The 23,215-nt window shown below is 69.9% G+C and carries 20 protein-coding genes; 10 read left to right on the forward strand and 10 right to left on the reverse strand.

Annotation, left to right across the window (positions count from 1 at the left end):
• Positions 1-51: 51 nt before the first annotated feature.
• The 6 genes from nthA to OXN85_08320 are packed head-to-tail and all read left to right on the forward strand — an operon-like array spanning position 52 to position 5,915.
• A complete protein-coding gene (gene nthA / locus OXN85_08295; GenBank protein ID MCY3599956.1) occupies positions 52-720 on the forward strand; it encodes a nitrile hydratase subunit alpha in 669 nt (222 codons plus the stop codon).
• Positions 717-1,373 (forward strand): nitrile hydratase subunit beta, encoded by a 657-nt coding sequence (gene nthB, locus OXN85_08300; GenBank protein ID MCY3599957.1) that lies wholly within the window; start codon positions 717-719, stop codon positions 1,371-1,373. The genes nthA and nthB overlap by 4 nt, the downstream gene beginning before the upstream one ends.
• Entirely contained in the window at positions 1,370-1,765 is a 396-nt protein-coding gene (locus tag OXN85_08305) for a nitrile hydratase accessory protein (GenBank protein ID MCY3599958.1), read from the forward strand. The genes nthB and OXN85_08305 overlap by 4 nt, the downstream gene beginning before the upstream one ends.
• A 52-nt stretch (positions 1,766-1,817) precedes the next feature.
• Positions 1,818-5,162, forward strand: a complete 3,345-nt coding sequence (locus tag OXN85_08310; protein ID MCY3599959.1) for a glycosyl hydrolase — start codon at positions 1,818-1,820, stop codon at positions 5,160-5,162.
• A 43-nt stretch (positions 5,163-5,205) separates the two neighbouring features.
• Positions 5,206-5,487, forward strand: coding sequence for a type II toxin-antitoxin system prevent-host-death family antitoxin (locus tag OXN85_08315; GenBank protein MCY3599960.1), 282 nt, complete (start codon positions 5,206-5,208; stop codon positions 5,485-5,487).
• A 32-nt stretch (positions 5,488-5,519) separates the two neighbouring features.
• Entirely contained in the window at positions 5,520-5,915 is a 396-nt protein-coding gene (locus OXN85_08320) for a type II toxin-antitoxin system VapC family toxin (GenBank protein ID MCY3599961.1), read from the forward strand.
• 25 nt (positions 5,916-5,940) lie between these two features.
• Here the strand turns inward: OXN85_08320 and OXN85_08325 are convergent, their stop codons facing one another.
• The 4 genes from OXN85_08325 to OXN85_08340 are packed head-to-tail and all read right to left on the reverse strand — an operon-like array spanning position 5,941 to position 12,864.
• Positions 5,941-7,350, reverse strand: coding sequence for a CapA family protein (locus OXN85_08325; GenBank protein ID MCY3599962.1), 1,410 nt, complete (start codon positions 7,348-7,350; stop codon positions 5,941-5,943).
• 26 nt (positions 7,351-7,376) lie between these two features.
• A complete protein-coding gene (locus OXN85_08330) occupies positions 7,377-9,530 on the reverse strand; it encodes a CehA/McbA family metallohydrolase (protein ID MCY3599963.1) in 2,154 nt (717 codons plus the stop codon).
• Complete coding sequence (locus tag OXN85_08335) at positions 9,527-11,245, reverse strand: amidohydrolase (protein ID MCY3599964.1); 1,719 nt, start codon at positions 11,243-11,245, stop codon at positions 9,527-9,529. Before OXN85_08335 ends, OXN85_08330 begins: the two co-directional genes overlap by 4 nt.
• Positions 11,242-12,864: a D-aminoacylase gene (locus OXN85_08340; GenBank protein ID MCY3599965.1), complete on the reverse strand. Its 1,623-nt coding sequence runs from the start codon at positions 12,862-12,864 to the stop codon at positions 11,242-11,244. Before OXN85_08340 ends, OXN85_08335 begins: the two co-directional genes overlap by 4 nt.
• A gap of 274 nt (positions 12,865-13,138) precedes the next feature.
• Here OXN85_08340 and OXN85_08345 point away from each other — a divergent pair, with 274 nt between their 5' ends.
• Positions 13,139-13,783 (forward strand): PH domain-containing protein, encoded by a 645-nt coding sequence (locus OXN85_08345; GenBank protein ID MCY3599966.1) that lies wholly within the window; start codon positions 13,139-13,141, stop codon positions 13,781-13,783.
• Positions 13,780-15,408, forward strand: a complete 1,629-nt coding sequence (locus tag OXN85_08350) for a PH domain-containing protein (protein MCY3599967.1) — start codon at positions 13,780-13,782, stop codon at positions 15,406-15,408. The genes OXN85_08345 and OXN85_08350 overlap by 4 nt, the downstream gene beginning before the upstream one ends.
• Before the next feature lie 45 nt (positions 15,409-15,453).
• Here the strand turns inward: OXN85_08350 and OXN85_08355 are convergent, their stop codons facing one another.
• Genes OXN85_08355 through OXN85_08375 form a run of 5 tightly spaced genes read right to left on the reverse strand, consistent with a single transcriptional unit; the run spans position 15,454 to position 21,716 of the window.
• On the reverse strand, positions 15,454-16,239 hold the full coding sequence (locus OXN85_08355) for an enoyl-CoA hydratase-related protein (GenBank protein MCY3599968.1): 786 nt from the start codon (positions 16,237-16,239) through the stop codon (positions 15,454-15,456).
• Between the two features lie 2 nt (positions 16,240-16,241).
• A complete protein-coding gene (locus OXN85_08360) occupies positions 16,242-17,153 on the reverse strand; it encodes a deoxyribonuclease IV (protein ID MCY3599969.1) in 912 nt (303 codons plus the stop codon).
• The gene (locus OXN85_08365) at positions 17,150-17,869 is read right to left on the reverse strand and encodes an SDR family oxidoreductase (GenBank protein ID MCY3599970.1); all 720 of its coding nucleotides are present in this window, start codon (positions 17,867-17,869) and stop codon (positions 17,150-17,152) included. The genes OXN85_08360 and OXN85_08365 overlap by 4 nt, the downstream gene beginning before the upstream one ends.
• A gap of 54 nt (positions 17,870-17,923) precedes the next feature.
• On the reverse strand, positions 17,924-20,569 hold the full coding sequence (locus OXN85_08370; GenBank protein ID MCY3599971.1) for a DUF5916 domain-containing protein: 2,646 nt from the start codon (positions 20,567-20,569) through the stop codon (positions 17,924-17,926).
• Positions 20,559-21,716 carry an acetamidase/formamidase family protein gene (locus OXN85_08375; GenBank protein ID MCY3599972.1) on the reverse strand — a complete coding sequence of 386 codons (1,158 nt, stop codon included), beginning with the start codon at positions 21,714-21,716 and terminating at the stop codon, positions 20,559-20,561. The genes OXN85_08370 and OXN85_08375 overlap by 11 nt, the downstream gene beginning before the upstream one ends.
• An 89-nt stretch (positions 21,717-21,805) precedes the next feature.
• Between OXN85_08375 and OXN85_08380 the strand changes: the two genes are divergently transcribed.
• Positions 21,806-22,165 carry a hypothetical protein gene (locus OXN85_08380; GenBank protein ID MCY3599973.1) on the forward strand — a complete coding sequence of 120 codons (360 nt, stop codon included), beginning with the start codon at positions 21,806-21,808 and terminating at the stop codon, positions 22,163-22,165.
• Between the two features lie 86 nt (positions 22,166-22,251).
• Entirely contained in the window at positions 22,252-22,566 is a 315-nt protein-coding gene (locus tag OXN85_08385) for a DUF1499 domain-containing protein (GenBank protein ID MCY3599974.1), read from the forward strand.
• On the opposite strand, the gene OXN85_08390 is transcribed toward OXN85_08385, so the two are convergent.
• Positions 22,543-23,215 (reverse strand): hypothetical protein (locus tag OXN85_08390; GenBank protein ID MCY3599975.1); only part of this gene is annotated, 673 nt, incomplete at its 5' end. The genes OXN85_08385 and OXN85_08390 overlap by 24 nt on opposite strands.

The raw sequence follows: 23,215 nt of genomic DNA on the forward strand, positions 1-23,215 counted from the left end.
ATCAGGGACGCGGCGGTGGGTGCGGCCGCATTCGCCGCCCCGGGGAAGCTGATGGCCGACCAGGACGAGTCACACGAGCACAGTCACGAGCACGACCACGACCATGATCATCAGGACGTGCCGTCGGACATCGCCCTCCGGGTGCGGGCGCTGGAGTCCGTCCTCGCGGAGAAGGGGATGGTGGATTCGGCGGCGCTGGACGAAATCGTGGACACGTACGAGAACCGGATCGGCCCGCGGAACGGAGCCGAGGTGGTCGCGCGCGCCTGGGTCGATCCCGCGTACCGCGAGCGCCTCCTCGCGGATGGGACCGCGGCGATCGGCGAACTCGGCCATCTGGGCGGTCAGGGCGAGCACATGAAGGTCGTGGCGAACACCGCGGAGGTGCACAACCTCGTCGTCTGCACGCTGTGCTCGTGCTACCCGTGGCCGACGCTGGGCCTCCCGCCCGTGTGGTACAAGTCCGCCCCCTTCCGGGCGCGGGCGGTCATCGAGCCGCGCGCCGTGCTGAGCGAATTCGGTCTCGATGTGCCCGAGGATGTCGAGGTCCGCGTCTGGGACAGCACCGCGGAGATCCGCTACCTGGTGCTCCCGGAGCGGCCCGCCGGCACCGAGGAGATGAGCGAAGAGGAGCTGGCGGGGATCGTCAGCCGGGACTCGATGATCGGCGTGGCCCGGGTCGAGGCGCCAGCGGGAGGCCCGTCCGGAGGAGACCGGTGAACACGATCCACGACATGGGCGGCATGGACGGCTTCGGCCCGGTCGAGCCCGAGGAGAACGAGCCCGTCTTCCACCACCGCTGGGAGGGGCGCGTGTACGCGCTCACCAGGGCGGTCGGTCCGTGGGGCCGGGGGCGCGAATGGCCCTCCTTCCGCTACACGCTCGAGAGCATCCCCCCCGTCGAATACCTCAGCATGTCCTACTACGAGCGCTGGTTCCGGATGATGACGACCCGACTGCTCGTGAGCGGCCTCATCTCGGAGACCGAACTGGAGACCGGCTACCCGGATCCGGGGGCGCCGCGGCCGGAGATGCTCCCGCCCTCGAACACCGGGGCGCCGGGCGCCGGGCTCCTCGACATGGATGTACCCGCCCGCTTCGCGCCGAACGACCGGGTGCGTGCGCGGAACCTCCACCCGCGCGGCCACACGCGGCAGCCGCGCTACGTCCGCGGGCGGCAGGGAACCGTGGTCGAGGACTACGGCGTCTACGCGCTGCAGGACACGGACGAGGACGGCCGGCGTCCCCTCGACCGCCGCCCGCAGCACGTCTACTCGGTGCGCTTCGAGGCGCGGGAACTGTGGGGTGAGCGGGCCGCCGCGGGCGACGCGATCTACGTCGACCTGTGGGAAGACTACCTGGAGCCAGCGTGACGACGAGCGCCGGACGGGGCGGGGCCGAGCGGGTCGACGCCGAACGTCTCGCGGCACTCCCTCCGCTGCCCACTGACGAGGAGGGCCCGGTGTTCGAGGCGCCGTGGCAGGCACAGGCCTTCGCGCTTGCGGTGAAGCTCTCCGAGGAGGGACACTTCACGTGGAAGGAGTGGGCCGGGACGCTCGCCGACGAACTCGCCGAGGCGGAAGCGCGTGGGGAACCGGACGACGGCTCCCGCTACTACCACCACTGGGTCGCCGCCCTCGAACGGCTCGTCGTCGACCGCCGGCTCAGCACCTCCGCGGCTCTCGACGATTGCAAGGAGGCGTGGGCGGACGCCTACCGCCACACCCCCCACGGCCAACCCGTCGAACTGCGCCGCACCGACTGAACACAACCACGCGTTCCCGCGGGAACGTCTTTCTCGAAGCTGGGAGGCGACGATGCGCCATCACGATCACTCGCCGTCGCTCGGGATCCTCTTCTCCATCTTCCTCATTCCCGCCCTGGCCTGTGCGGAGCCGGACGACCTGCCGGATCGGGACGCGGCCGCCGGGCTGGGGGGCGGTTCGGTCGACGCGTCGGTGCTCGAGGTGCTGGAGTGGCGGCCCATCGGCCCGTGGCGAGGCGGCAAGTCCATCGCCGGAGCCGGGCATCCGACGGAGCCCGGCGTGTTCTACATGGGGAGCACCAACGGGGGCGGCGTCTGGAAGACGGACGACGCCGGGGTAAGCTGGCACAACCTGTCGGACGGGTACTTCGGGACGACGACGGTCTCTTCGCTGGCGATCTCGGAGTCGGACCCTGACATCCTCTACGTCGGCACGGGGGATGTCTCGTTCCGCACCAACATCTCGCGCGGCGACGGCATCTACCGCTCCGACGACGCCGGACGCACATGGCGGAACATGGGGCTGGCGGACACCCGCAACCTCTCCGCGATCGAGGTCCACCCGCGCGATCCCGACCTCGTCTACGCCGCCTCTCACGGGCACGGGTTCATCCCGGACGAGAACCGCGGCGTGTACCGCTCCCGCGACGGCGGCGAGACGTGGGAGCGCGTCCTGTACGTGGACGACGAAACGGGGGTCATCGACCTGGTCATGGACCGGAGCGCGCCCGGCACGCTCTATGCGGCGACGTGGAACGGGCGCCGATTCCCGTGGACGATCAAGGATGCCGGGCCCGACAACGGGGTGTGGAAGACGACGGACGGGGGCGACACCTGGGAGGACATCTCGGCGGCCCCCGGACTTCCCGCCGGCCTGAAGGGACGGATCTCGCTCGACATCTCCCGGTCGCGGCCGAATCGCGTGTGGGCGCTGATGACCGCCGAGGGGGACGGGACGGGCGGCCTCTACACCGCCGACGCGCCCGGCCAGGCGGACTGGCTCCCGTGCCGCGACTACTACTGCTCCGGCAACGGGCTCTACCGCTCCGAGGACGGCGGCCGCAGCTGGGAGCGCGTGGCCGACAACCCCAACTTCTTCCAGCGCCCGTGGTACTACACGCACGTCGTGGCCGACCCCACGGATCCGGACGTCGTGTACGTGCTCAACACCTCGATCTGGAAGTCGACGGACGGGGGCGAGAGCTTCGCCGCCCTCACGACGCTCCCGCACGGCGATCACCATGCACTGTGGATCGACCCCGCGGATTCGCGCCGCATGCTGGGCGGGGGCGACGGCGGCACGACCGTGACGCTCAACGGCGGCCGCACCTGGTCGTCGGTCGAGAACCAGCCCACGGGGCAGATGTACAACGCCTCCGTCGACGACGACTTCCCCTACAACGTGTGCGCGCCCCAGCAGGACAACACCAGCATCTGCGTGCCCAGCCGTTCCGACGAGGGGGCAATCTGGGACTACCAGCGCTGGACGACGGCGGCGGCGGAGAACGGGGGGATCGCGGTCCACCCGGACCGGCTCGACGTGAGCTACGGGGGCGACCACCACTGGATCGCGCGCGTGGACCGCTCGACGGGCGAGCGCCGCTGGATCTCGGTCTGGGGCGAGAACTACTACGGCACCGGCGAGGACCAGCTCCGCTACCGCCAGGTGTGGGACGTCAAGCTCTTCCTCTCGCCCCACGACCCCGATGTGATGTACACGGCCACACAGTACGTCCACCGCTCGACGGATGAGGGCGCGAGTTGGGCGGACATCTCCCCCGACCTCACGCGCGCCGACGAAACCCGCTTCGAAGCGACGCTCCCCTCCGATCGCGGCGAGTTCTGGGGCCTCACGCGGGAAAACGTGGGGATCGAGTGGTACGCCGCGATCGCGAGCATCGCCGAGTCGCCCGTGCGGGAAGGAGTGCTGTGGACGGGCTCGAACGATGGCCTCGTTTACATCTCGACGGACGGCGGAGGGAACTGGGAGGACGTCACGCCACCCGACATGGAGCCCGACACCTGGGTGAGCGTCGTCGAGGCCTCGCGGCACGATCCGGCGGCGGCCTACGTGTCCGCCAACCGGCACATGATGGGCGACGACGCCCCGTCGGTGTGGGCAACGGCCGACTACGGGGCCACCTGGCGCCGCATCGACGCGGACTTCCCCGAGGACGACTTCGTGTGGGTGGTTCGAGAGGACGACGAGCAGCCCGGGCTTCTCTACGCCGGCGCGGAATGGAGCGGCGTGTGGGTGAGCCTGGACGACGGGCAGAACTGGCGCTCGCTGCGGCTAAACCTGCCCGTCACGCCGGTGCGCGACCTCAAGGTGAAGGAGGGCGACATCGTCGCGGCCACGCACGGGCGCGCGCACTGGGTGCTCGACGACATCTCGCCGCTGCGGCAACTGGCGGCGGCGGGCGCAGCGCTGCGGGCCGACGGCGGAGGGCCGGACGTGGACGATGGCGTGCGTCTGTTCACGCCGCGGCCCACGATCCGCTTCCGCGAGATGGTCACGCGGGCGACGTTCGGCGGCCTCTTCATGCCGAATCCGCCGAGCGGCGTCGTCTTACGCTACTACCTGCCCGGCGCCCCCGAGGGGGAGGTCCGCCTGTCGATCCACGAGGCGGGTGACGACGGGGCCGAGGGGGAGGAGATCCGCACCTTCTCGAGCCGGGGCGCCGCCCCCGAGGCAGGGCCGGATCTCATCGACCCGGCGGATCTGGTGGAGCCGGGGCTCCTAGCAGAGGCCGGAGCCAACGTGTTCGAATGGGACATGCGCTATCCGGAGCCCGTGGACTGGGTTCCGAAAACGCTCTACCGGCACCGCGACCCGTACGGGCCGCTGGCGCCCCCGGGCCGCTACGAGGCGCGCCTGGCGGTGGACGGCGAGACGTTCACGGTCCCGTTCGAGATCGTGCCGGACCCGCGCGTGACGACGCCGCAGGCCGAGTTCGACGAGCAGTTCGGCTTCCTGATGGCGATCCGGGAGAAGATCGGCGAGAACCACCGCGCCGTGATGCGCATCCACAACCTCCGGCGAAGGATCGTAGAGGCGATCGAGGCCGCCGCCGGCACGGAGGGCGGCTCCGAAATCGCCGGCGCCGGGGCCGAACTCGACGCCCGGCTGTGGGAGATCGAGGACCAGTTGCGTCAGTTCCGGCCCTCGCGAGAGCACCGGGCCAAGCAGGAACTCATCAACTGGCCGGTCCGTCTCGACGACAAGTTCGCGAAGCTGCTCGAACATGCCGAGGCATCGGATGCGGCCCCGACGTCGCGCGACCGCATGCTGTTCGACGACCTGTCCGAGCGTCAGGAGGAACAGATCGAGGAACTCGGCTTCATCGAGGAAGGCGAGGCGGCCCGCTTCTTCGACGCCGCCGAACGCGGAAGCTAGTTCGTGACTTGATTGGTCTTTATATCGAGACTAGATTGACCTTATGACTACAGTATCGATTTCGTCTCTCAAGGCCAATCTCTCGCGTTACCTTCGCCACGTCCGGCGGGGCGGCGAGATTCAGATCCTCGACCGCGGGGTGCCGGTCGCCAGGTTGATCGCGGCCCGGCCGGGGGGCGACGACGCCGTGCGCGACCGGCTGATTGCCGATGGTCTTCTCCGGCCCCGCTCGGGATCGGCCGCATCGATTCTCGACCATCCTCCCATGAAACTGTCGACGAGCATTTCGCAAGCCTTGGCGGAGGACCGGGCCGACCGGCTGTGAGGTATTGGGATGCGTCGGCCCTTGTCCCGCTGATGGTCTCCGAGCCTGGGAGCCGGTTGGCTCGAGCGTGGCTCCTCGAAGACGATCACGTCGTGACTTGGGCCTGGACCCGGACGGAGATCACGAGCGCGATCGAAAGGTGCACGCGCGAAGGGACGCTGACCCGGGGGGAGCGGCGGACGGCTCTCGACCGCCTTCGTGGCTTCGCCGCCGGCTGGGACGAAATCATCGATTTGCTTGCCGTCCGCGCCCGGGCGAACGCGGTGCTGGCCCGGCACCCCCTCCGGGCTGCCGATGCCGGCCACCTTGGCGCCGCCCTGCTGGTGAACGAGCAACTCTCGGATCCGCTCGTTTTCCTTTGCTTCGATCAGCGTCTTTGCGACGCCGCCGAGCGGGAAGGCCTCGGCGTGGCCGCCAGCGGCGATTGAAGGCGACGGGGCTGTCCAGCGGCGGTTAGCGCCGCCAGACGCCGACGCCGTTCTCGTACGTGATCTCGGTGCCGTAGGGGCGCGACAGTTCGGCGAGGTGCTCGATGATCCTTCGGCCCAGTTCCTCGGGCGCGATCCGCGGGGTGCCCCGCCGCCCGCGCGGCGCCTTCCAGCTGAGTTCAATCGGGTGGAAGATGATCTCGACCACCTCTTCGCCCTCGAAGGTCGCGACCGGAACGACGCTTTCGTACCACTCGGACCCGATGGGGAAGCCCGTCGTGGGGTTGCCGTCCTCGTCCACCTGGAAGCGCGTGTCGTAGATCTCCGACGCGAGCCGGTCGAGCGGGATCCCGTAGCGGTCGCGCTGGTCGGAGGGCATGGGGTCGATCGTCTCGTTCTGGAAGATGAAGTTCGCCAGAGAGTAGAAGATCGGCCGGCCCCTGTAGATCTCCACGCCGCGGAGCTGGTGCGGCCCGTGGATGATGAACGCGTCCGCCCCCTCGTCGATCGTCTGCCGCGCGAACTCCTCCATCCACGCCGGCGCCGTCACGAACGCGTTGCCCGGCTCGTGCGAGTGGCTGTTCACGACGACGTAGTCGGCCTGGTCGGTGGCGTTTCGCACCTCGTGCAGGACGCGTTCGCGGTCCTCGTCGTTGAGCGACACGGTCGCGCGGTCCTCGTCTCCGGGGAACACGGTGGAACCGAAGACGCGGACAGGCGCGTCCGGATCGTCCGACACGTCCCCGCCCTGCCGGCGCGCCACATCCTGGAGCGCGGCCATCGTCTCCGGCGACCCCTCGTAGCGCGTGCTCAGCCGCAGCGGGTTCAGCCCCGGGCGTCCCTGAACGGTGGGGCCGGTCTTGCCGGCGCGCGACATGGGCGTGAAGGTCGACGCCATCCCGATGAGCGCGATGCGGCCCTTCGGCGTCTCCAGATATCCGGGACGGCTGGCCCAGCCCAGGTTCTCGCCGGTCCCGGAGTGGATGAGGCCCCACTCGTCCATCAGCCGGTTCGTGAGGCGCATGCCCTCGACCCCGTAATCCGTCGAGTGGTTGTTCGCCCGGTTGTAGAGGTTGAACCCCATGTCCACGAGGTCCTTCAGCGTCTCGGGCGAGCCCACCTCGTAGTTGCCGCCGTTCTCCGCCGCCGGCCAGCCCGTGAACTCCTGCAGCCGGAACACGGACTGCTCGAGGTTCAGGAACGCGGCATCCGTCGCCCGGATGATGTTGGCGAGGTCGTGGAAGCCGGGGTCGCCGGGGTGGTCGAACGGCGCCGTGCGCCGGTTCATGATCACATCCCCCACGGCGGACAGCGTCCAGCGCGTCTCGGCGTCGATGGGCGAAAGGCTCTGCGCCTCCGCATCAGACCAGCCAGCGGGCGCGAGGGCGGTGAGGGATAGAACGACGCAGAGAGCGAGAAGAGCGTGACGGCGCATAGGGTCCTCCTGGTGACGGGATCCGGTCATTCGGGAAAAGCGGCGCCCGCGGCGCGGGCGCGGTCGAGGAGGGTCTGGTAGCGGGCGTCCGCCTCCTGTACGCGCGGTTCGAGGCGGAGGCGCTGCTGTTCCCATTCCTCCTCCAGGAGGCGGGTCGTCTCCCAGTATTCGAGATCGCCCTCGGGCCGGATCGGCTCCATGAGCAGTTCCCGGAGCTTGGCCCGGTGGCGGGCGACGAGTTCGGGCACGGCTTCCAGCTTCCACCAGGGCTCGTCCTCGACGACGACGAACACCGGGGCGCTGTGCGCGACCGTCATGTCGCGCGCCCCGTCGCGGTCGCCGAAGGCGCGGACGGCAACCCACAGGCTCTCGTCGGCCTCGACCTGCGTGGCGAGCCGCAGCCGGTCGCCGTCCTCGGACGCCTGGGTCGCGGTCGCGACGACCTCGCCGTGGACGACGAGTTCCAGCCGGTTCAGGCGGTCGATGTCGGGGTTCAGCGACGCCTCCGCCACGATTTCGAGGCTCTCCCCGCGCTCGGCGCGAAGCTCGGAGCCCATCTCCCGCCCGTTCACGCGGAACTCGATGAAGGGCCCGTTGCTCACGTAGGTGTGGCCGGAGCGGTAGGCGTTGTACCACTCGGTCGGGGCGAACGGCCCGTCCAGCTTCACGTAGGTGCGCTCGACCCCCGGCAGCGTGGGTCCGAAGTACGGGTAGTCGGCGCCCGCGATGGGACGGACGTTGAAGCCGAGGTTCAGGAAGCTGTACCAGATGTCGTCGTACAGGCGGCCGCCCTGGAGGACCTCGATGAAGTCGACGAGGTCGAACGGCACGTCGAGCGCCAAACCCCGCTCGCCGTTGAAGAGTTGGCCCATGTGCGCGTAGCCGGAGATCCCGCCCTGGGCGCGCGATGCCTCGAACACGCGGTGATAGAGGAAGTAGGACTCCGGGTCCGGACGGATGGGATGCTGCAGGTTGTGGTGGATCGTGTGTCCGCGGTGAACGGTGCGCGGGTCCTCCTGTCCGGACACGAGCGCATGGCCCTCGCGCACGTACTGTCCGGCCTCCCCCCACGCAGGCTGCTTGAAGTGCGTGACGGCGATGTTGCCCATCTCGAGCAGGTTCGCGACGTGGATGTCTTCGGCGGCGATCTGCGCCCATACGGCGTCGTCCTCGGTGTGCTCGCGCGCGATGTGCACGTGGGAATCGCCGGAGTACCATCCGTCGGCCGGGAGGTTTGCGTAGCGCTCGAGCGAGACCGTGAGATCGGTCGTCTCATCGGCGCGCACCTCAACGGTCCGCTGGTAGCCGCGGTACTCGGGGCCCCGCGTCGCGACGAGTTCGTACCTCCCGACCGGAAGGCGGGCCTCGTAATCGCCGTCGACGTAGAAGGCGAGGCGGTGCTCGGACGGCCACCACGTGCGCGGGTTCACCCACAGGAGGCGCACTTCGTCGACGAAGCGGTGCACGAGAACGGAGCGCTCGGACGGGAGCGGAGCGCGACCCGTCTCGTCATAGAGGCCGAACCGTGCGGGGACCGGGCGCCCGCTCTCGGCATCCTCGACCGACAGGCGCAGCGTGCCGTAGCCGGTCGGGACGGGCGTGGCGTGGCTGCGCACGACCTCGATGTCGCAGAGGGCGATCCCTTCCGGACCGCCGATGGCGAGATCGGTGTCGCGGATGCCGTGCGCGGCGAAGCGGGCGCGTTCGAGCGTCACCCGGGCCGTGGCGAGGGGCGAGCCGGAGGTGGAGCCGGGTCCGGAGCCGGACTCGGGTTCGATGGTCGCCGACTCGCCGATCCCGTCGCCGCCGTTGTCGTTGAACCCGACGCTGAACGGGCCCGTGAGTTCCGGCGCGTAGGTGACCACGAGGTCGACCGGCTCATCGATGTCGAACGCGAACCCGTCCTCGATGTCGAGCGCGAAGAGGGGGCCGACGACGCACGCCAGATCGCCGATGTCGCGCGTCTGGAACGGGTTGCCGCGGCCGTACATGCCGAGTTCCGAGCGGGCGACGCCGAGCGTGCGGGCGACGTTCTCGCGCGGCCACTCGAGTTCGACGACGAAGCGGGCATCGCTGTCGTGCACGGGAGCAGGCGCGCCCTCCCCCGCCGGGCCCGCGGCTCCCGAGACGAGGAGTCCGGCCGCGGCGAGCAGACAGGTCCGGCGGACGCGCGCGTTCACCGCTCGTACACGATCCGGCCGCCCACGACGGTCAGATCGACCGCCATCGATTCCAGGCATGGGTCCTCGCACTCCAGCACATGGTCCGCCGTGACGATGAGGTCGGCGGCCATCCCGACCTCGAGCGTCCCCCTCTCTTCCTCTTCGAAGGTGAGGTGCGCGTACCCGATTGTCACCGCGCGCAGCGCCTCCTCGCGGGTGATCGCCTGGGCCGGATCCAGCACGCCGGCGCTGATCGTGCCGCGCGTCGTGAAGTGGTGCAGCATCCACCATGGTTCCCAGGGGACGACGGGGGAGTCCGTCCCCAGCGACACCGGGATCCCGGCGTCGAGATAGGCACGCACGGGCGTGGTCCAGGCGGCGCGATCCGCACCCCAGTACTTCACGAGACTCGGGGCCGCGACGAAGAGGTGGTTTTGCGCCGTCACCGATAGACCGAGCGCCCGCATGCGCGGGAAGTGGTCGTCGCGCGGGAGGAACCCGTGTTCGATGACCCAGCGGAGGCCGTCGATCGGGGCGTCGGCGTGCGCGGCCTCGTAGCCGTCGAGGACGAGGTCGATGGCCGCGTCGCCCACAGCGTGCGTCGCCACCCGCCAACCCTGCCGGTGAAGTTCGCGGACGGTCTCGATGTAGCGGTCGGTCGGCACGGTCTGCAGGCCGCGGAAGGTGCCGCCCTCGCCCCACGGTTCCTCGTACGGCTCGCGCATGAGGCCGCCCTCGAAGCCGCCGTCCACGCCGAGCTTCACGCCGCCGACGCGGAGCCAGGCGTCGCCCTCGCCCATGGCCGGCCACGTGGCGAGCGCGTCGGCAAGCGGCGGCGCCCCGGCGCCGCGCGGGGCGCGGAGGACATAGTTCACGCGCACGGTGAGCCGGCCCTGGTCCCGGAGGCGCTCGATGGCCCGGTACTGCTCGGGGGGGCCGCCCGGGTAACGGATGCTGGTCAGACCGCGGGAGTTGAGCGCGGCGTACTCCTCGGCCAGCTCGTCCAGGACGGCGGCCGAGTCGGGCGGCGCGGCTGTCGGCAGCGTCACGAGGTCCTTGGCGCGGTCGACGAGTTCGCCGTTCAGCCGCCCGCTCGGGTAGCGTCCGATGCGGCCGCCCGGCACCTCCGGCGTCGATTCGTCGATGCCCCAGCGGGCGAGCGCCGGGCTGTTCAGCACGTACTCGTGCCCGCCACGGACGACGACGACCGGCTGCCCGGGCGCCGCGCCGTCGAGATCGTCACGGTACGGGAGGCGGTGCTCGGCGAGTTGTCCCTCATGCCAATCGCGGTTCGTGATGATCAACCCGCCGGGCGCGGTCTCCAACGCGAAGGCGGCGATCGCGTCGATCACGTCCGCCATCGATCGCGCCCGCGTCAGGTCGACGCCGGAACCGCCCCCGATCCCGTGGTAGTGGTTGTCAGTGAGCCCCGGGATCACGGTTCGCCCGTTCAACTCCACGACGCGCGTGCCGGGCCCGGCCAGCCCGCGGATTTCCTCCGAGGTTCCCACGGCCGCCACGCGGCCGTCGGCGACCGCCAGCGCCTCCACGGTCCCCGGCGATCCCATCGTGAGGATCTCTCCATCCACCAGGACGAGATCCAAAACGAGATCGGCCGTGTCGCCCGAGGGCGCCGCGCATGCCGCGAGCCCCAGCAGCACCACGAACCCCGGCACCGCCGGCCCGAGCACCACGCGCGCGGAGACGGCCCGCGAAGGCCCGGTCCTCCTCATCGCCGCTCCGCCCCCGTCTCGCGGCGCAGGAGGCGACCGGGCTGTGCCTCCGTGAGCGCGCCGCCGTCGATCACGGGCACGCCGTTCACGAACACGAAGTCCATCCCCTCGGCATAGCGCATCGCGTCGCCGAACCGGGCCAGGTCCCGCACCTCCTCCGGATCGAAGATGACGAGGTCCGCCGCCATTCCCGGCGCGATCAGGCCCCTGTCGGCCAACCCCAGCCGGCGGGCGGCGAGCGACGTCATGCGGCGCACGGCGTCCTCCAGACTCAGGATCCCGTCTTCCCTCACGTACTTCGCGATCACGCGCGGGAAGGCTCCGAACGCCCGCGGATGGGAACTCGCCGTGGTCGCCGGATTCACCGGGGAGGCGTCGGTGTCGATCATCACGAACTCGGCCCGAAGGGCCTGCCACTTCTGCTCCTCGTTCATGCTCTCCGGGTTCACGCTCACGCCGCCCGCCTGAACGAGATCGAAGAACGCGTCCCACGGATCGGTCCCGAGGAGGTCCCCCGCCTCGGCGACCGAGAGGTTGATCACTCGCTCGTCCACCTCGTCGGAGGCGGAGACGATGAGAACCTTGTCCCAGTCCATGCCCACATGGCGGTACCAGTTCTCCCAGTCCGACGTCGTCTCCACCTCTCGGCGGAGCTCGGCTCGCACCGCGGGGTCGGACAGGGTCTCCAGGAAGGGAGCCCTGCCGCCCGCGTAGTGCCGCGGGTGGAGGAAGGACCCCAGGCCGATCCCGTTCCGGATGTAGGGATAGATGTCCGCCGTCACGTCGATCCCGGCCACCCTCGCCGAGTCGATGAGGGCGAGGGCCTCGGCCATCAGCGGCCAGTTCTCCTGTCCCGCGGCTTTGAGGTGGTAGATGTGGACGGGGGTGCCGGCGCGGACGCCGATCTCGATCGCTTCGCGGATCGCCTCCAGGACGGAGTGCGATTCGTTCCGCATATGCGTGAAGTAGGTGCCGCCGTACTCGCCCGCGACGCGCGTGAGTTCGACGAGTTCCTCCGTCGTCGCGTACACGGCGGGCGGATAGATGAGAGACGTGGAGGTCCCGACCGCGCCGTCCTCCATCGCCTGCCGCACGAGCGCCTTCATCTCCTCGAGTTGCCCGGGCGTCGGCTGCACGTCCTCCTCGCCCAGGACCACGCGGCGCACCTGGGTGAGTCCGACGTCGTGCACCACGTTGATCGGGATGCCGATGCGCTCGACGTGCGCGAAGTACTCGGCGTACGTCCGCCAGCGCAGTTCCTCGCCGTTCACGACCACCCCCCAGGGCTGCGTGGCGTCGCTCTGCGGCGCGGCCGACCCGCCTTCGCCGGAGAGGTAGGTCGTGATCCCCTGCCGGAGCTTGCTCTCGGCGCTCGGGGGATCCGTGATGAGGACGACGCTCGACTGGCCCATCATGTCGATGAAGCCGGGGCTGACCACGCGGTCCGCCGCGTCGATCGTGCGCGCGGCCGGGTGGCCCGCGAGGTTCCCGACCGCCGCGATCCGGTCGCCCCGGAGGCCGACGTCGCCCCGCATCCAGGGGTTCCCGGCCCCGTCCACGATGCGCGCCCCCGTGATGAGCACGTCGAACGGCTCCGCCGCCGTCGGTGCCTCCCCCATCCCGCAGCCGGGAAGACCGGCTGCGAGGAGACAGACTCCCAGCACAGCGAGCAGCTTAGCCCTCCTCGGAGCCCCGCACGACCGGTCGTGTCTCGCGTTCGCTGATTTCATTGGCCAGTCCCGGGAATGGGCGAGTTGGGTGTCCCATCAAGGATCGACCGGGCGTCGTCTGGCGGCAACCGCACCCGTCGGCCACTGTTTCGAGGACCGGATCCCGGCTCGACCCCTCGGAGGTTCCCAATGACGCACACACAGCGGCCCTTGCGACCGAACGATGGGCACTGAGGGCCGCGGGCCAGCCGCGTCGGCGACCCCGCAACTCGAAGTACCCGGCGACTTCTTCAACGTCGAAATACCGCTCGACGCACTGCCCGGCGCCGAGAACGTCGACTGGACGCCGCTTCACCACCGTTTCGCGAGGCGCCTCCAGGTCGGGGCGACCATCCGGGCCGTCGTCTACGTCCTGGGGGCCGGAGGGTTCCAGATGGCGGTATCCCCTCGCAACCGGGCCGCCATCGCGGAGTCCGTGCCGTGGCTGCCGGCCCTCCTGTGGACGGCCCTGGGGGCCTTCTGCGTGTGCTCCATCGTATGGCCGCTCATCGCCGTCCCGCGTCGGGGGTATGTCGTCCGCGAGAAGGACCTCCTGTACAAGTCCGGCGTCCTGTGGCGCTCCGTGAAGGCGTTCCCCTTCAACCGCGTGCAGCACACCAAGCTCCACAGCACGCCGCTGGACCGCCGGTTCGGGCTGGCCAGCCTGTCGGTCTTTCCGGCGGGGGGCGGCCTCGGCAACCGTGTCCGCGGTTTGGGACGGGAGACCGCCGAGCGGCTGCGCGTCTACATCTCGGAACGAATAGAATCCGGGGCGCCCGCCGCGGATTCCGACGAACGCTTCGAAACCGCGGGGGACACCGGCCGGTGAATCCGCCGAACCCCGGCGAATGGCAGCGCTCCTCCCCCTTCGCCCTTCTCTTCTTCGCCGGAAACGTCTTCAGGATCCTGGCGCGAGCGATGATGGGCGCCCTGATCCCGCTGATCGCGATCATACCCCTGGTGCGGGACGATCCCGGCGCTCTCGGGATTCTGCTCCTCGTGCTCGGGGCGGTGCTGCTGCTGCCCTTCGTGGTGGGCGCGGTTCAGTGGGCGTGCTTCAGGTTCAGGATCGCCGGCGACCGACTCTTCATCCGCAAAGGCGTCCTCAAGAAGACGGCGCTCGACCTCCCCTACGAGCGCGTGCAGGGCATCAACGTCAGGCGGTCCCCGGTCGACCGCCTGTTCGGGCTGGTGTCGGTCACCCTGGATACGTCGGGCTCGGTCCAGGCCGAGGGCAAACTGCCGTCGATCAGGACGGAAGTCGCCCACCGGCTGCAACGCAGCGTGACGGCTCTTCGACCCGTCCTCGAGGGCCCCGCCGCGGGCGAGGGGGACTCGGCGGCGGCGGCCGCGAGCGGGTCGGCCGCTCCGGCGGAAGCGCGGTCCGGCGTCGGACCGGGCCCCGTCCTTCTCCGGCTCGGCCCGGCCGACATGGTGCGCATCGGGCTCGCCAGCCGGAACTTCATCTTCGTGGCGGCGCTGATCGGCATACTGACCGACCTGCTCCAGCCCGGCGATTCCCTCGATCCGATCCTGGAGGCGATCGAAGCCGGCGTCGACAGTGCGGCGAGCGCGTTCACCGGACTCGGGGCGCTCGCGCAGGTGGGGCTCGCGGCCGCCGTGATCGCCTCCATCGCGGGCGTGGCGCTCCTCCTCACGGTGACCGCCGCCTTCCTGCGACACCACAACTTCACGCTGCAACACGATGGCGGCAGGTTCCGTTCGCGCGCGGGCCTCCTCACGCAACGCGAGGTCGTGGTCGAGGCGCCGAAGATCCAGCAACTGACCGTGAGCCAAGGCCTCGTGCTGCGGTGGTTGCGGCGGTACCGGCTCTACGCCCTCCCCGCCGCGGCGGTCTCCCCGGAGGCGGGCCGGGTCTCCGCCGTCGACGTGCCGGACGTGCTTGAGGTGCCGCTCCTGGGCGACCGGCTCGCCGAGGAACTGCGGGCGCTGGTGTTCGCGCGGGAAGCGACGGCGGTTCCCGTTCTGCCCCGAAGCCGCGGTTTCAAGCGGGTGTCGCCCCACTACATTCGCGCCCTCACCCTGCGGTACGGCCTTGTCCTGGCCACCGTCTTCGGAACCCTCCTGGTGCTGGCGTGGGCCGGAGTGTTCGGCCGCACGTCTACGATCCTCTTCTGGTGGGCCGCATCCATCCCGGCCGCGGCGCTCGCCGCCTGGCAGCACTGGCGCCGGCAGGGATACGCGTACGACCGCGACGGACTGGCGAGCCGCAGCGGCTTCATCGGAAGCGACGTGAAGGCGTTCCCCCTGCGGAAAGTTCAGTCCGCGGCCGTGAGACAGTCGCCGCTACAGCGCCGGAAGGGCCTAGCCACGCTGCGTGTCCAACTGGCGTGCGGGAGGATCACGGTCCCGTATATCGACCGCCGCGTGGCGTGCGCGCTGCGCGACTACATCCTGTACCGGGTGGAGTCCTCGCGCCGACGCTGGCACTGACCGAGCAGTCCCTGGGAAGCGACGCCCGCCACCCGCCGGGCCCGGCTAGCGGCCCTTGAAGTTCGGCTCGCGCTTCTCCGTGAAGGCGCGGGGGCCTTCCGCGTGGTCTTCCGAGACGAGCATGCGCTCGTAGGCGGGGAACCGGCCCTCCTGTACGGCCTCGAAGGCGTCCCGCACCGACGAACCCTCGATCCCGCGCACGATCTCCTTGATCGCCCGCATCGAGAGTGGGGCGTTCCGGGCCAGACCCTCGGCAACCTCCCGGGCCTTCGAAAGCACCTGCTCCGAGGGGACGACCCAGTTCACGAGGCCCCATTCGTGCGCCTCCGCGGCGCCCATCCGGCGACCGGTGAGCAGCATCTCCAGCGCGACGTTCCGCGGCAGCCGCCTCGGAAGCCGCTGGACGCCGCCCGCGTCGGGCACGTTCCCCAGCCGGCCTTCGGGGAACCAGAACTCGGCGCCCTCGCTCGCGACGATGAGGTCGGCGGCAAGCATGATCTCGCACCCTCCGCCCACCGCCAGGCCGTTTACGGCGGCGATCACGGGCTTCGTCAGGTCCCACAGCTCCGTGATCCCGCCGAAGCCGCCCACCCCGTAGTCCATCCGCTCGTGCTCGCCCCCGGCCGCGGCCTTCAGGTCCCAGCCGGCCGAGAAGATGCGGTCGCCGGCCGAGGCGAGGATCGCCACGCGGAGATCATCGTCGTCGCGAAAGTCGCAGAAGACCTCCCCCATGCGGATGCTCGTCGCCGCATCGATCGCGTTCGCCGGCGGTCGGTCCAGCGTGACTTCGAGGACGTGCCCGCGGCGTCGGGTTCTCACCGGATCGGACATGTTCAGCGCCTCCTTTGTCGGTAGCTCCGCAGGCGCGCGAGGTTCCGGATGTCGGCGTCCGCGCCGTCCTCCCCCTTCGGGGTCTCCAGGATCTTGGGGACGTGGCGCAGGCGGGCGTCCCCCATCAAGCGCCGGAACGGACCCTCGCCGAGGCTGCCCTCGCCGATCTCTTCGTGGCGGTCCTTTCGCGAGTCGAAGGGGTGCTGCGAGTCGTTCACGTGGATGAGACCCAGGCGTTCGATTCCCAGAACGCGGTCGAACGCCTCCCAGACGCCATCGTAGTCGCCGACCAGGTCGTAGCCCGCCGAGTAGGCGTGGCACGTGTCGAAACAGATGCCCACGCGTCCCCGCCGGGATTCCGGGATCCGGTCGAGGATGGCGCGCAGGTTCTCGAAGCTCGCGCCGACGGTCGTGCCGGCGCCGGCGGTGAGTTCGAGGAGGACGCGGGTCGGGCCTTTCACGGCCTCCAGCGATTCGGTCACGCCCCGCGCGTTGCGCGCGAGGCCCTCCTCGATGTCCCCGTCCGTCGCGTTCCCGGGATGGGTCACGAGGAAATCGAGGCCGAGCCGCACGCAGCGCCGAAGTTCGCTCTCGAAGGAGCGTTGCGACATCCGCCACAGCCGCCGGTCGGGGGATGAGAGGTTGATGAGATAGGAGTCGTGGGCCCCCGCGACCGCGATCTCGTGCTCGGCGCGCACCGCCTTGAACGCCGCGGCCGTCTCGTCGTCGATTCGCGGCTCGGCCCACCGGTTGGGCTGCTTGGTGAAGAGCTGGAGGTTGGTCGCTCCGATCTCCGCCGCCCGCCGCGGCGCGGTCTGCACGCCCCCCGCCACCGAGACGTGGGCGCCGAGTTCGTCGTGGGCGCCGAGTTCGTCGTGGGCGCCTGCTCCCGCACTCTCCGTCGGCGTGGTCACGCCTTCCGCGGTGGCTGCGAGGGGCGCAGTTCGACCCGGCTCACGTGTGCCTCCTTCGGATAGGAGAGCAGTTGCATGACCGCCGACGCGCAGTCGTCCACGTGCAGGCGCCAGGTCCGTTCCGGCACCTGCTCCCGGCCGTTGAAGTACGTGTCCACGCTCCCGGGCATCACGATGCTCACCCGCACGTCGTCGTAGCGCACGTCGAGCAGCATCGCCTCGGTGAGTCCGAGCAGGCCGTACTTGCTCGCGTTGTACCCGGTGCCGCCGTGGAAGGGATGGCGGCTGGCGAGCGACGCGATGTTCACGATGAAGCCGTCGCCGCTCGCACTCAGGTGGGGGAGCGCGGCCCGCGAGCAGTAGAACACGCCGCCGAGGTTCACGTCGATCTGGAGCTGCCACTCCTCGACGCTCATCTCCCGCAGCGGTTTGAAGATCCCGAGTCCGGCGTTGTTCACAAGGATGTCGAGCCGGCCGAAGCGGGCCACGGTCTCCTCCACCATGCCCTCGCAGGCCGCCGCGTCCGCCACGTCGCACACGATGCCCAGCGCCCGGTCGCCGAGTGCCGCCTCGGCCGCGCGCACCGCCGCCCCGGTCCTCGCGCAGACCGCCACGGACGCCCCCGCCGCGAGCAGGTGCTCCGCGATCGCGCGCCCGATCCCCTTCGTCCCGCCCGTCACGAGCGCGACCTTCCCCGTCATATCCGTCGTTCCCATTCCACCCCCTCGTTGCCCCTCTCACTTTTCGATTCGAGACGCTCTCCCGGATCCTCAGATCGGGAGCCAGTAGGCGATCTTGAGCAGGAAGACGTGTTGCCCGCGGGAGCGCAGGCTGTCGACGAGGCGGCCGGGGTCCACGAGTTCGCCCGAGGCCCGCATGTCGGAGCGGTCCTGCTGCCACACGAGGAAGAGCGTGCTGCCCGGCTGCCACTCCCAGCGGAGGACGACGTTGCTCCGGAGAGAGAGGATGTTGAAGTCCCCATCGGGGAGGGTAAACGACCGGCCGCCCTCGGACACGTCCCACGTCCCATCCACCCGGCGGTTGATCCTCGATCCCATCTCGCCGTACAGGAGCAGGTGTCGCTGGCCGGGTTCGAGGAGTTCGCCCAGCCCGTGGCGGCGTCCGCTCGCCGCGAACGGCTCGAAGTAGGCCTCGAGCGTGAGGTCGGGCCCGAACGCGTAGGCGCCGCGGAGGCGGAGGGAGAGGGTGCTGCGGTCGATGGCGGAGAAGATGTAGCGCCGGTCGAACGTGGCCCGCCGCCCGCCGGACAGCGTCGTGAGGTACTGGCGCGATTCCGTTTCGCGCCGGTAGCCGGGCTCGACTTCGAGTTGCAGCGCGGACCCCGGGCGGAGGGTGAGCGACCCCCCCACGTCATACGACCACCCGCCGATTTCGTCGCGCCCGTAGGATCCCCTGAGCCGGAAGCCGGTCCGGAAGGAGCGGTCGGTGGCGAGCGAAAGGCCGGCCTGCCAGCGCGCGAGCGTCTCCATGAGGGGGCCGCCGCGCGTGAGGTGGTCGCTGAGCGCGCGCGGGTGGTATCCGCCCTCGAGCGTCGTGCGCAGGTAGTTGTGCCAGGTGGCGGTCGCCCGGGCCCCGATCGTCGTCTCCGTGCGCACGCCGTCGAAGTTCCACGAACTCGCCGAGGTGAGGCCGACCTGCCAGGCGCGGGCGAACGCGGTCGGGATCGTCTCGCGGATCGCGATGTCGGCTTCGGCCGTGAGGCGATCCGCGTTGAACATCTGTCCCACGTCGTTGATCTCGAAGCCGGGAGAGACGGCTTCGCCTCGCACGCGCCACAGCCAGCGCCGCCCTCCCACCTTCTGCATCCCGAGGGCCGCCGTATACCCGGAGAGCGCGGATCGCGAAGGGTCCAGCCGCGCGGTCGCGCGGTCCGGGCGCTGGAAGAAACGCGCGCTCGAGCGCTGCACGCGCAGGATCGCATCCGGGTTCCCGCTGAGGTGTGAGAACCCCGCATGTCCGGTGAGTTCGTACTCGCCACCGGCGAAGCGCAGGTTCCAGTCCGTGCCGCCGGCGTAGGCGCGCCACGGGAGGAGCGCGGCGAGTTCCGGACGGCCCTCGCGGCTGAGCGTGGTCCCCGTGAAACCGAGCATGGAACCTTCCTCCCCGAACTCCTGCTCCAGTCTCGCCACCGCGAAGGCGCTCAGCGGGGCGATCGGGACGGCGCTCTCGATGGTGTCCGTCGCGGCCGGGCGCTGCGTGAAGTGGAACGCCCGGGCATCCTCGCGACCGGTGACGGCGAAGAGCGCGCCTACGGAGGTCCCGCCCGGGAGCCGGCCCGTGACCTTCCCCGCCCCGAGAATCGTGGTCTGATCGGGCGCGACGACGCTGTCGGCCTCCGCCCGCCCCGCGGGCGGGGCCCCGATGCGCCGCGAGTAGAAGTAGCGCGGACCCAGTCCCTCCATGAGTTGGCGACCCTCCGTGAAGAACGGGCGGCGCTCTTCGAAGACTTCCTCGAACGCGGTCAGGTTCACGACCGCCGGATCCGCTTCGACCTGTCCGAAATCCGGGTTGACGGTGGCGTCGAGCGTCAGGCTCGAACCGAGGCCGACCTTGAAGTCCGCCCCTACGCGGGACTCGCTCCGCGTCACCACACCCGCCATCGGGCCACCCGTGGGAGTTCTCAGATCGCCCGCCACGTAGGGGAGGAACTCGATCCCGCGGCTCCCCCGCACGCCCTCGAGTCCAGTGAGGTCGCCGAGGCGCGAGGCCCAGCCCGGCTCGCTCCGCACCACGAGTTCCCACAGGAGGTTCTCCTGCACGTCCGGCATGTAGCGGTTGATGTTCACGCCCCACGCCGACTCGTCGCCGTTGAAGCGCAGTTGCGAGAACGGCATGCGCATCTCGGCCGTCCAGCCGAGCGAGTCGCGCTGCGCGCGCGCCGACCACACGGGATCCCACGTGTAGTCGCGGTTCGTCACGTTGTCCTCGGGGTGGTACCAGTCGGTGCGGCTGCCCGCCGCGTTCACCCCGAAGGAGACCGCCGTGCGCCGGTTCAGGTAGGGATCGAGCGAGACCAGCAGGCGCTCCGAACCGGTGTTCTGGTCGCGGCGCGTGCGGTAGGCCTGGATGCCGCCGGGGTCGTCCGTGTACATCCGGCCGGCGATCCACAGCGCGTCGTCGTCGAACGCAAACGCGACTTCGGTCCGCCGCGTGGCCGGCTCGCCCTCGTCCGGCTCGCGCTGCCAGAACGTCGTCGCGAATTCCGCCCGCGCCCAGACCGCGTCGTCCAGGAAGCCATCCAGTTGGAGCGTCCCATCTGTGTCGCGCGTGGCCCTGAGCTGCTGCCGGTCCTCCGGGCCCAGACCCTGCGCGCCGAGCGCCGGGGCCGCGGGGGACAGCGCCAGGACGATGGCGGCGACGGCCGGCAAGATGCGGCGCGAACCGTCAGCGCTCAAGGAAGATTTCTTTCGGGATGAAGCCCGTCACGACCTGGGTCAGATCGACGACCTCGCTCACCCGGAAATCGACGGCGATGCTGGCCAGGGAAAGCGCCTTGTCGGGCGCCAGTCCCTTCTCCTCCACGAGGAACTCCACCACGAGCCGGGTCGCCTCGCGCGCGGCGCGGTCGAGGTCGAGATCGATGCCCATGACCAGGTAGTGCGTCGGCGTCTCGGCACGCGGCGCGGGGATCGACACCCCCTTGTGCACGACAAACTGGAACACGCCGGTCAGCGACTGCTCGATCGCGGTGCCGCTCACCTCCCCGTCGCCCTGCGCGCCGTGCCCATCGCCCGCGTAGAAGAGCGCCCCCGGATGGAATACGGGGAGGTACGCCGTCGTCCCGGCCGTGAGGTCCTTCACGTCGAGGTTGCCGCCGAAGGCGCCCGGCGGGCGCGACCCCTGGACGCCGGGCACCGTCACTCCGGGCTCGCCTACGACCGGATCGGGGGCGACGGCCATGATCCCCATGAACGGCGCCAGCGGCACGTGGATGTCGGGCGAGAAGAAGGCGACTTCCCGCCCCTCCGCGTTACCCGTCCGAATCAGGTGTCGGCCGGCCGCGATGTCGAGCGGCTCGTCCTCCTCGCGAGCGCCGGGATAGCTCGGGGAGAAGACCCCGCCCCGGCCGCTCGTCGAGTTCACGCCCCACGGCACGCGCGTCTCGATGTCGAGGATCCGGATCTCGAGCATGTCGCCGGGCTCAGCCCCCTCGATGTGGATCGGGCCGGTGATGACATGCCCGCTCCGCCCCTCGCGCGGGCGGCCGTCGCGCGAGGCCCAGAAGTCGATGACGTCGTCGAGAACCTCGTCCCGCGGCACCCCGAGTCCCGTCAGAAACTCGACCGGGTGCTCGTCCTGCGTGGCCCCCACATGGGTCAACGTCTCGATCCGCACGGTCTCCCCGGAGGCGATCCGCAGCACCGGCTCCTTGTCGATCGGAAACCAGCCCCAGTTGAGCGTCTCAGGGCTGGAGGGGAGGAAGTGGTCCGCTTCGATCTCCCCGGTGTCGGCGACACTCGGGTCGTCGCCCGCGGGCGGCGCGCACGCCAGCGTGATCGTGCATCCCAGTGCCACCAGACCCGACCCCATTTGACGCGACATGGAAGGCTCTCCCACGCTGAGGTGAGCGTGTACAGTGGATCTTCCCGTTCCGGGAGGCAACGATCCCGGACAGAACGCAGGGGGCGGCCATGAGAGACGGCATCCAGCGGGTGATCTTCCTCCTTCCGATCCTTCTTTCGGCGTGCTCGAACCCGGAGCTTCTCGGCGGCCCCGCCGGCGTCTGGCTGGACCCGGAGGACAACGAGGTCTTCGTCGCCGACGGCTACCAGAACCGCCGCGTCGTCGTGTTCGACGGCGAGACGGGGGCCCACCTCCGCCACTGGGGCGCCTACGGCGAGCCGCCGGAGGACGCCTACGAGTACGATTACGTGGGCTGGACGCCGGGCTCGGCACCGCCGCGCCAGTTCTCCACCGTCCACGACCTCATCGGGTCGAACGACGGCCTCATCTACGTGGCCGACCGCCGCGGAAACCGGATCCAGGGTTGATACGGGACAAGATTGCGACACGCCGGTTCCGGAGGCTCAGGCACGACCATGTGAGCAGCGAACCCGGCGGGTGGTGGATTCACCGAGTGACGCCGTTCCACGCCTCGGGAGAGCCGCTCGACCTCTTTCGTCGCCTCCAGGCAGTCGTCGCCGCCATGCCGCGTACTCACATCGTCACGGCGACGGACGATTACCTGCACGCCGTCTGCCGAACCCGGCTCGGGTTCCGCGACGATCTGGAGTTCCGATGGTGCCCGTCGGAGAACGTCGCCCATGTAGCGTCGGCGTCTCGTATCGGCCTCTTCGATTTTGGGGTAAACCGGCGGAGGGTAGAGCGGGTGCGCAGGAAGCTTGAGGCGATCACGTCAGGACAGGCTTCAGCCGCCAGCGATACCTCGTGACCCATCAGCCGCGGGGGCGATTCGCAGCTTCGTCCCCCGCGGGTAGTTCTTCACCTTGCGGGGTGGCGGAGGGCCGTCTTCGAGCAAGCCGGGGATCATGGCTTGTGGCGAGGTCGCTTTGTCCGGAACCTCGACCTCGATCTCGCCGACGTCTTCCATTGGCATCAGGGCCTTCGTCCTGAGCTGCGACGAGTGGTAGTCCGTCTTGTCGGACATCACAAACTCCTCGACATCCTCAATCCGTATCCAGCCCCTCCCGCCAAATCTGTCTCGCAAGGCGTCCCGCAACGGTGCGAAGTTCGGTTCATCGACGCCAAGCAGAAGTTGGTCGGTCTGTCCTCCTCGGAAGATGAAGCTGCCGCCCGGATCGATACTCCAGATCGCTGCCTTCATCTTGTCTGCAGCCAGGGCATGCCGACTCGCATGGAAGATGCTGTACTTGTGTCGACTGCCTTCGTAGAGGTCGAAGTGGATGACTTGCTCGGCTCCGGCCTCCTTCAGCTGTCGCTTGTACAGACCAAAGAAGCACTGGCGGCGATCGCGGGAATCAGCGATGTCGGCGCACTCTTTCCAATCGTTGCAACCGTAGAGCGAAGTGAGAGGAGCCTCGAACTCAGACGCCTCGTAGAACCTGTTGATGTACTCGTAC

The sequence above is a fragment of the Candidatus Palauibacter australiensis genome (assembly GCA_026705295.1).
Classification (GTDB): domain Bacteria; phylum Gemmatimonadota; class Gemmatimonadetes; order Palauibacterales; family Palauibacteraceae; genus Palauibacter; species Palauibacter australiensis.

Coding starts and splice junctions, on each gene's coding strand:
- OXN85_08320 (MCY3599961.1), top strand. CDS start 5,520: ATGGTCTCCGAGCCTGGGAGCCGGTTGGCTCGAGCGTGGCTCCTCGAA.
- OXN85_08315 (MCY3599960.1), top strand. CDS start 5,206: ATGACTACAGTATCGATTTCGTCTCTCAAGGCCAATCTCTCGCGTTAC.
- OXN85_08345 (MCY3599966.1), top strand. CDS start 13,139: ATGGGCACTGAGGGCCGCGGGCCAGCCGCGTCGGCGACCCCGCAACTC.
- OXN85_08355 (MCY3599968.1), bottom strand. CDS start 16,239: ATGTCCGATCCGGTGAGAACCCGACGCCGCGGGCACGTCCTCGAAGTC.
- OXN85_08310 (MCY3599959.1), top strand. CDS start 1,818: ATGCGCCATCACGATCACTCGCCGTCGCTCGGGATCCTCTTCTCCATC.
- OXN85_08380 (MCY3599973.1), top strand. CDS start 21,806: ATGAGAGACGGCATCCAGCGGGTGATCTTCCTCCTTCCGATCCTTCTT.
- nthA (MCY3599956.1), top strand. CDS start 52: ATGGCCGACCAGGACGAGTCACACGAGCACAGTCACGAGCACGACCAC.
- OXN85_08325 (MCY3599962.1), bottom strand. CDS start 7,350: ATGCGCCGTCACGCTCTTCTCGCTCTCTGCGTCGTTCTATCCCTCACC.
- OXN85_08335 (MCY3599964.1), bottom strand. CDS start 11,245: ATGAGGAGGACCGGGCCTTCGCGGGCCGTCTCCGCGCGCGTGGTGCTC.
- OXN85_08340 (MCY3599965.1), bottom strand. CDS start 12,864: ATGGGGGAGGCACCGACGGCGGCGGAGCCGTTCGACGTGCTCATCACG.
- OXN85_08365 (MCY3599970.1), bottom strand. CDS start 17,869: ATGGGAACGACGGATATGACGGGGAAGGTCGCGCTCGTGACGGGCGGG.
- OXN85_08375 (MCY3599972.1), bottom strand. CDS start 21,716: ATGTCGCGTCAAATGGGGTCGGGTCTGGTGGCACTGGGATGCACGATC.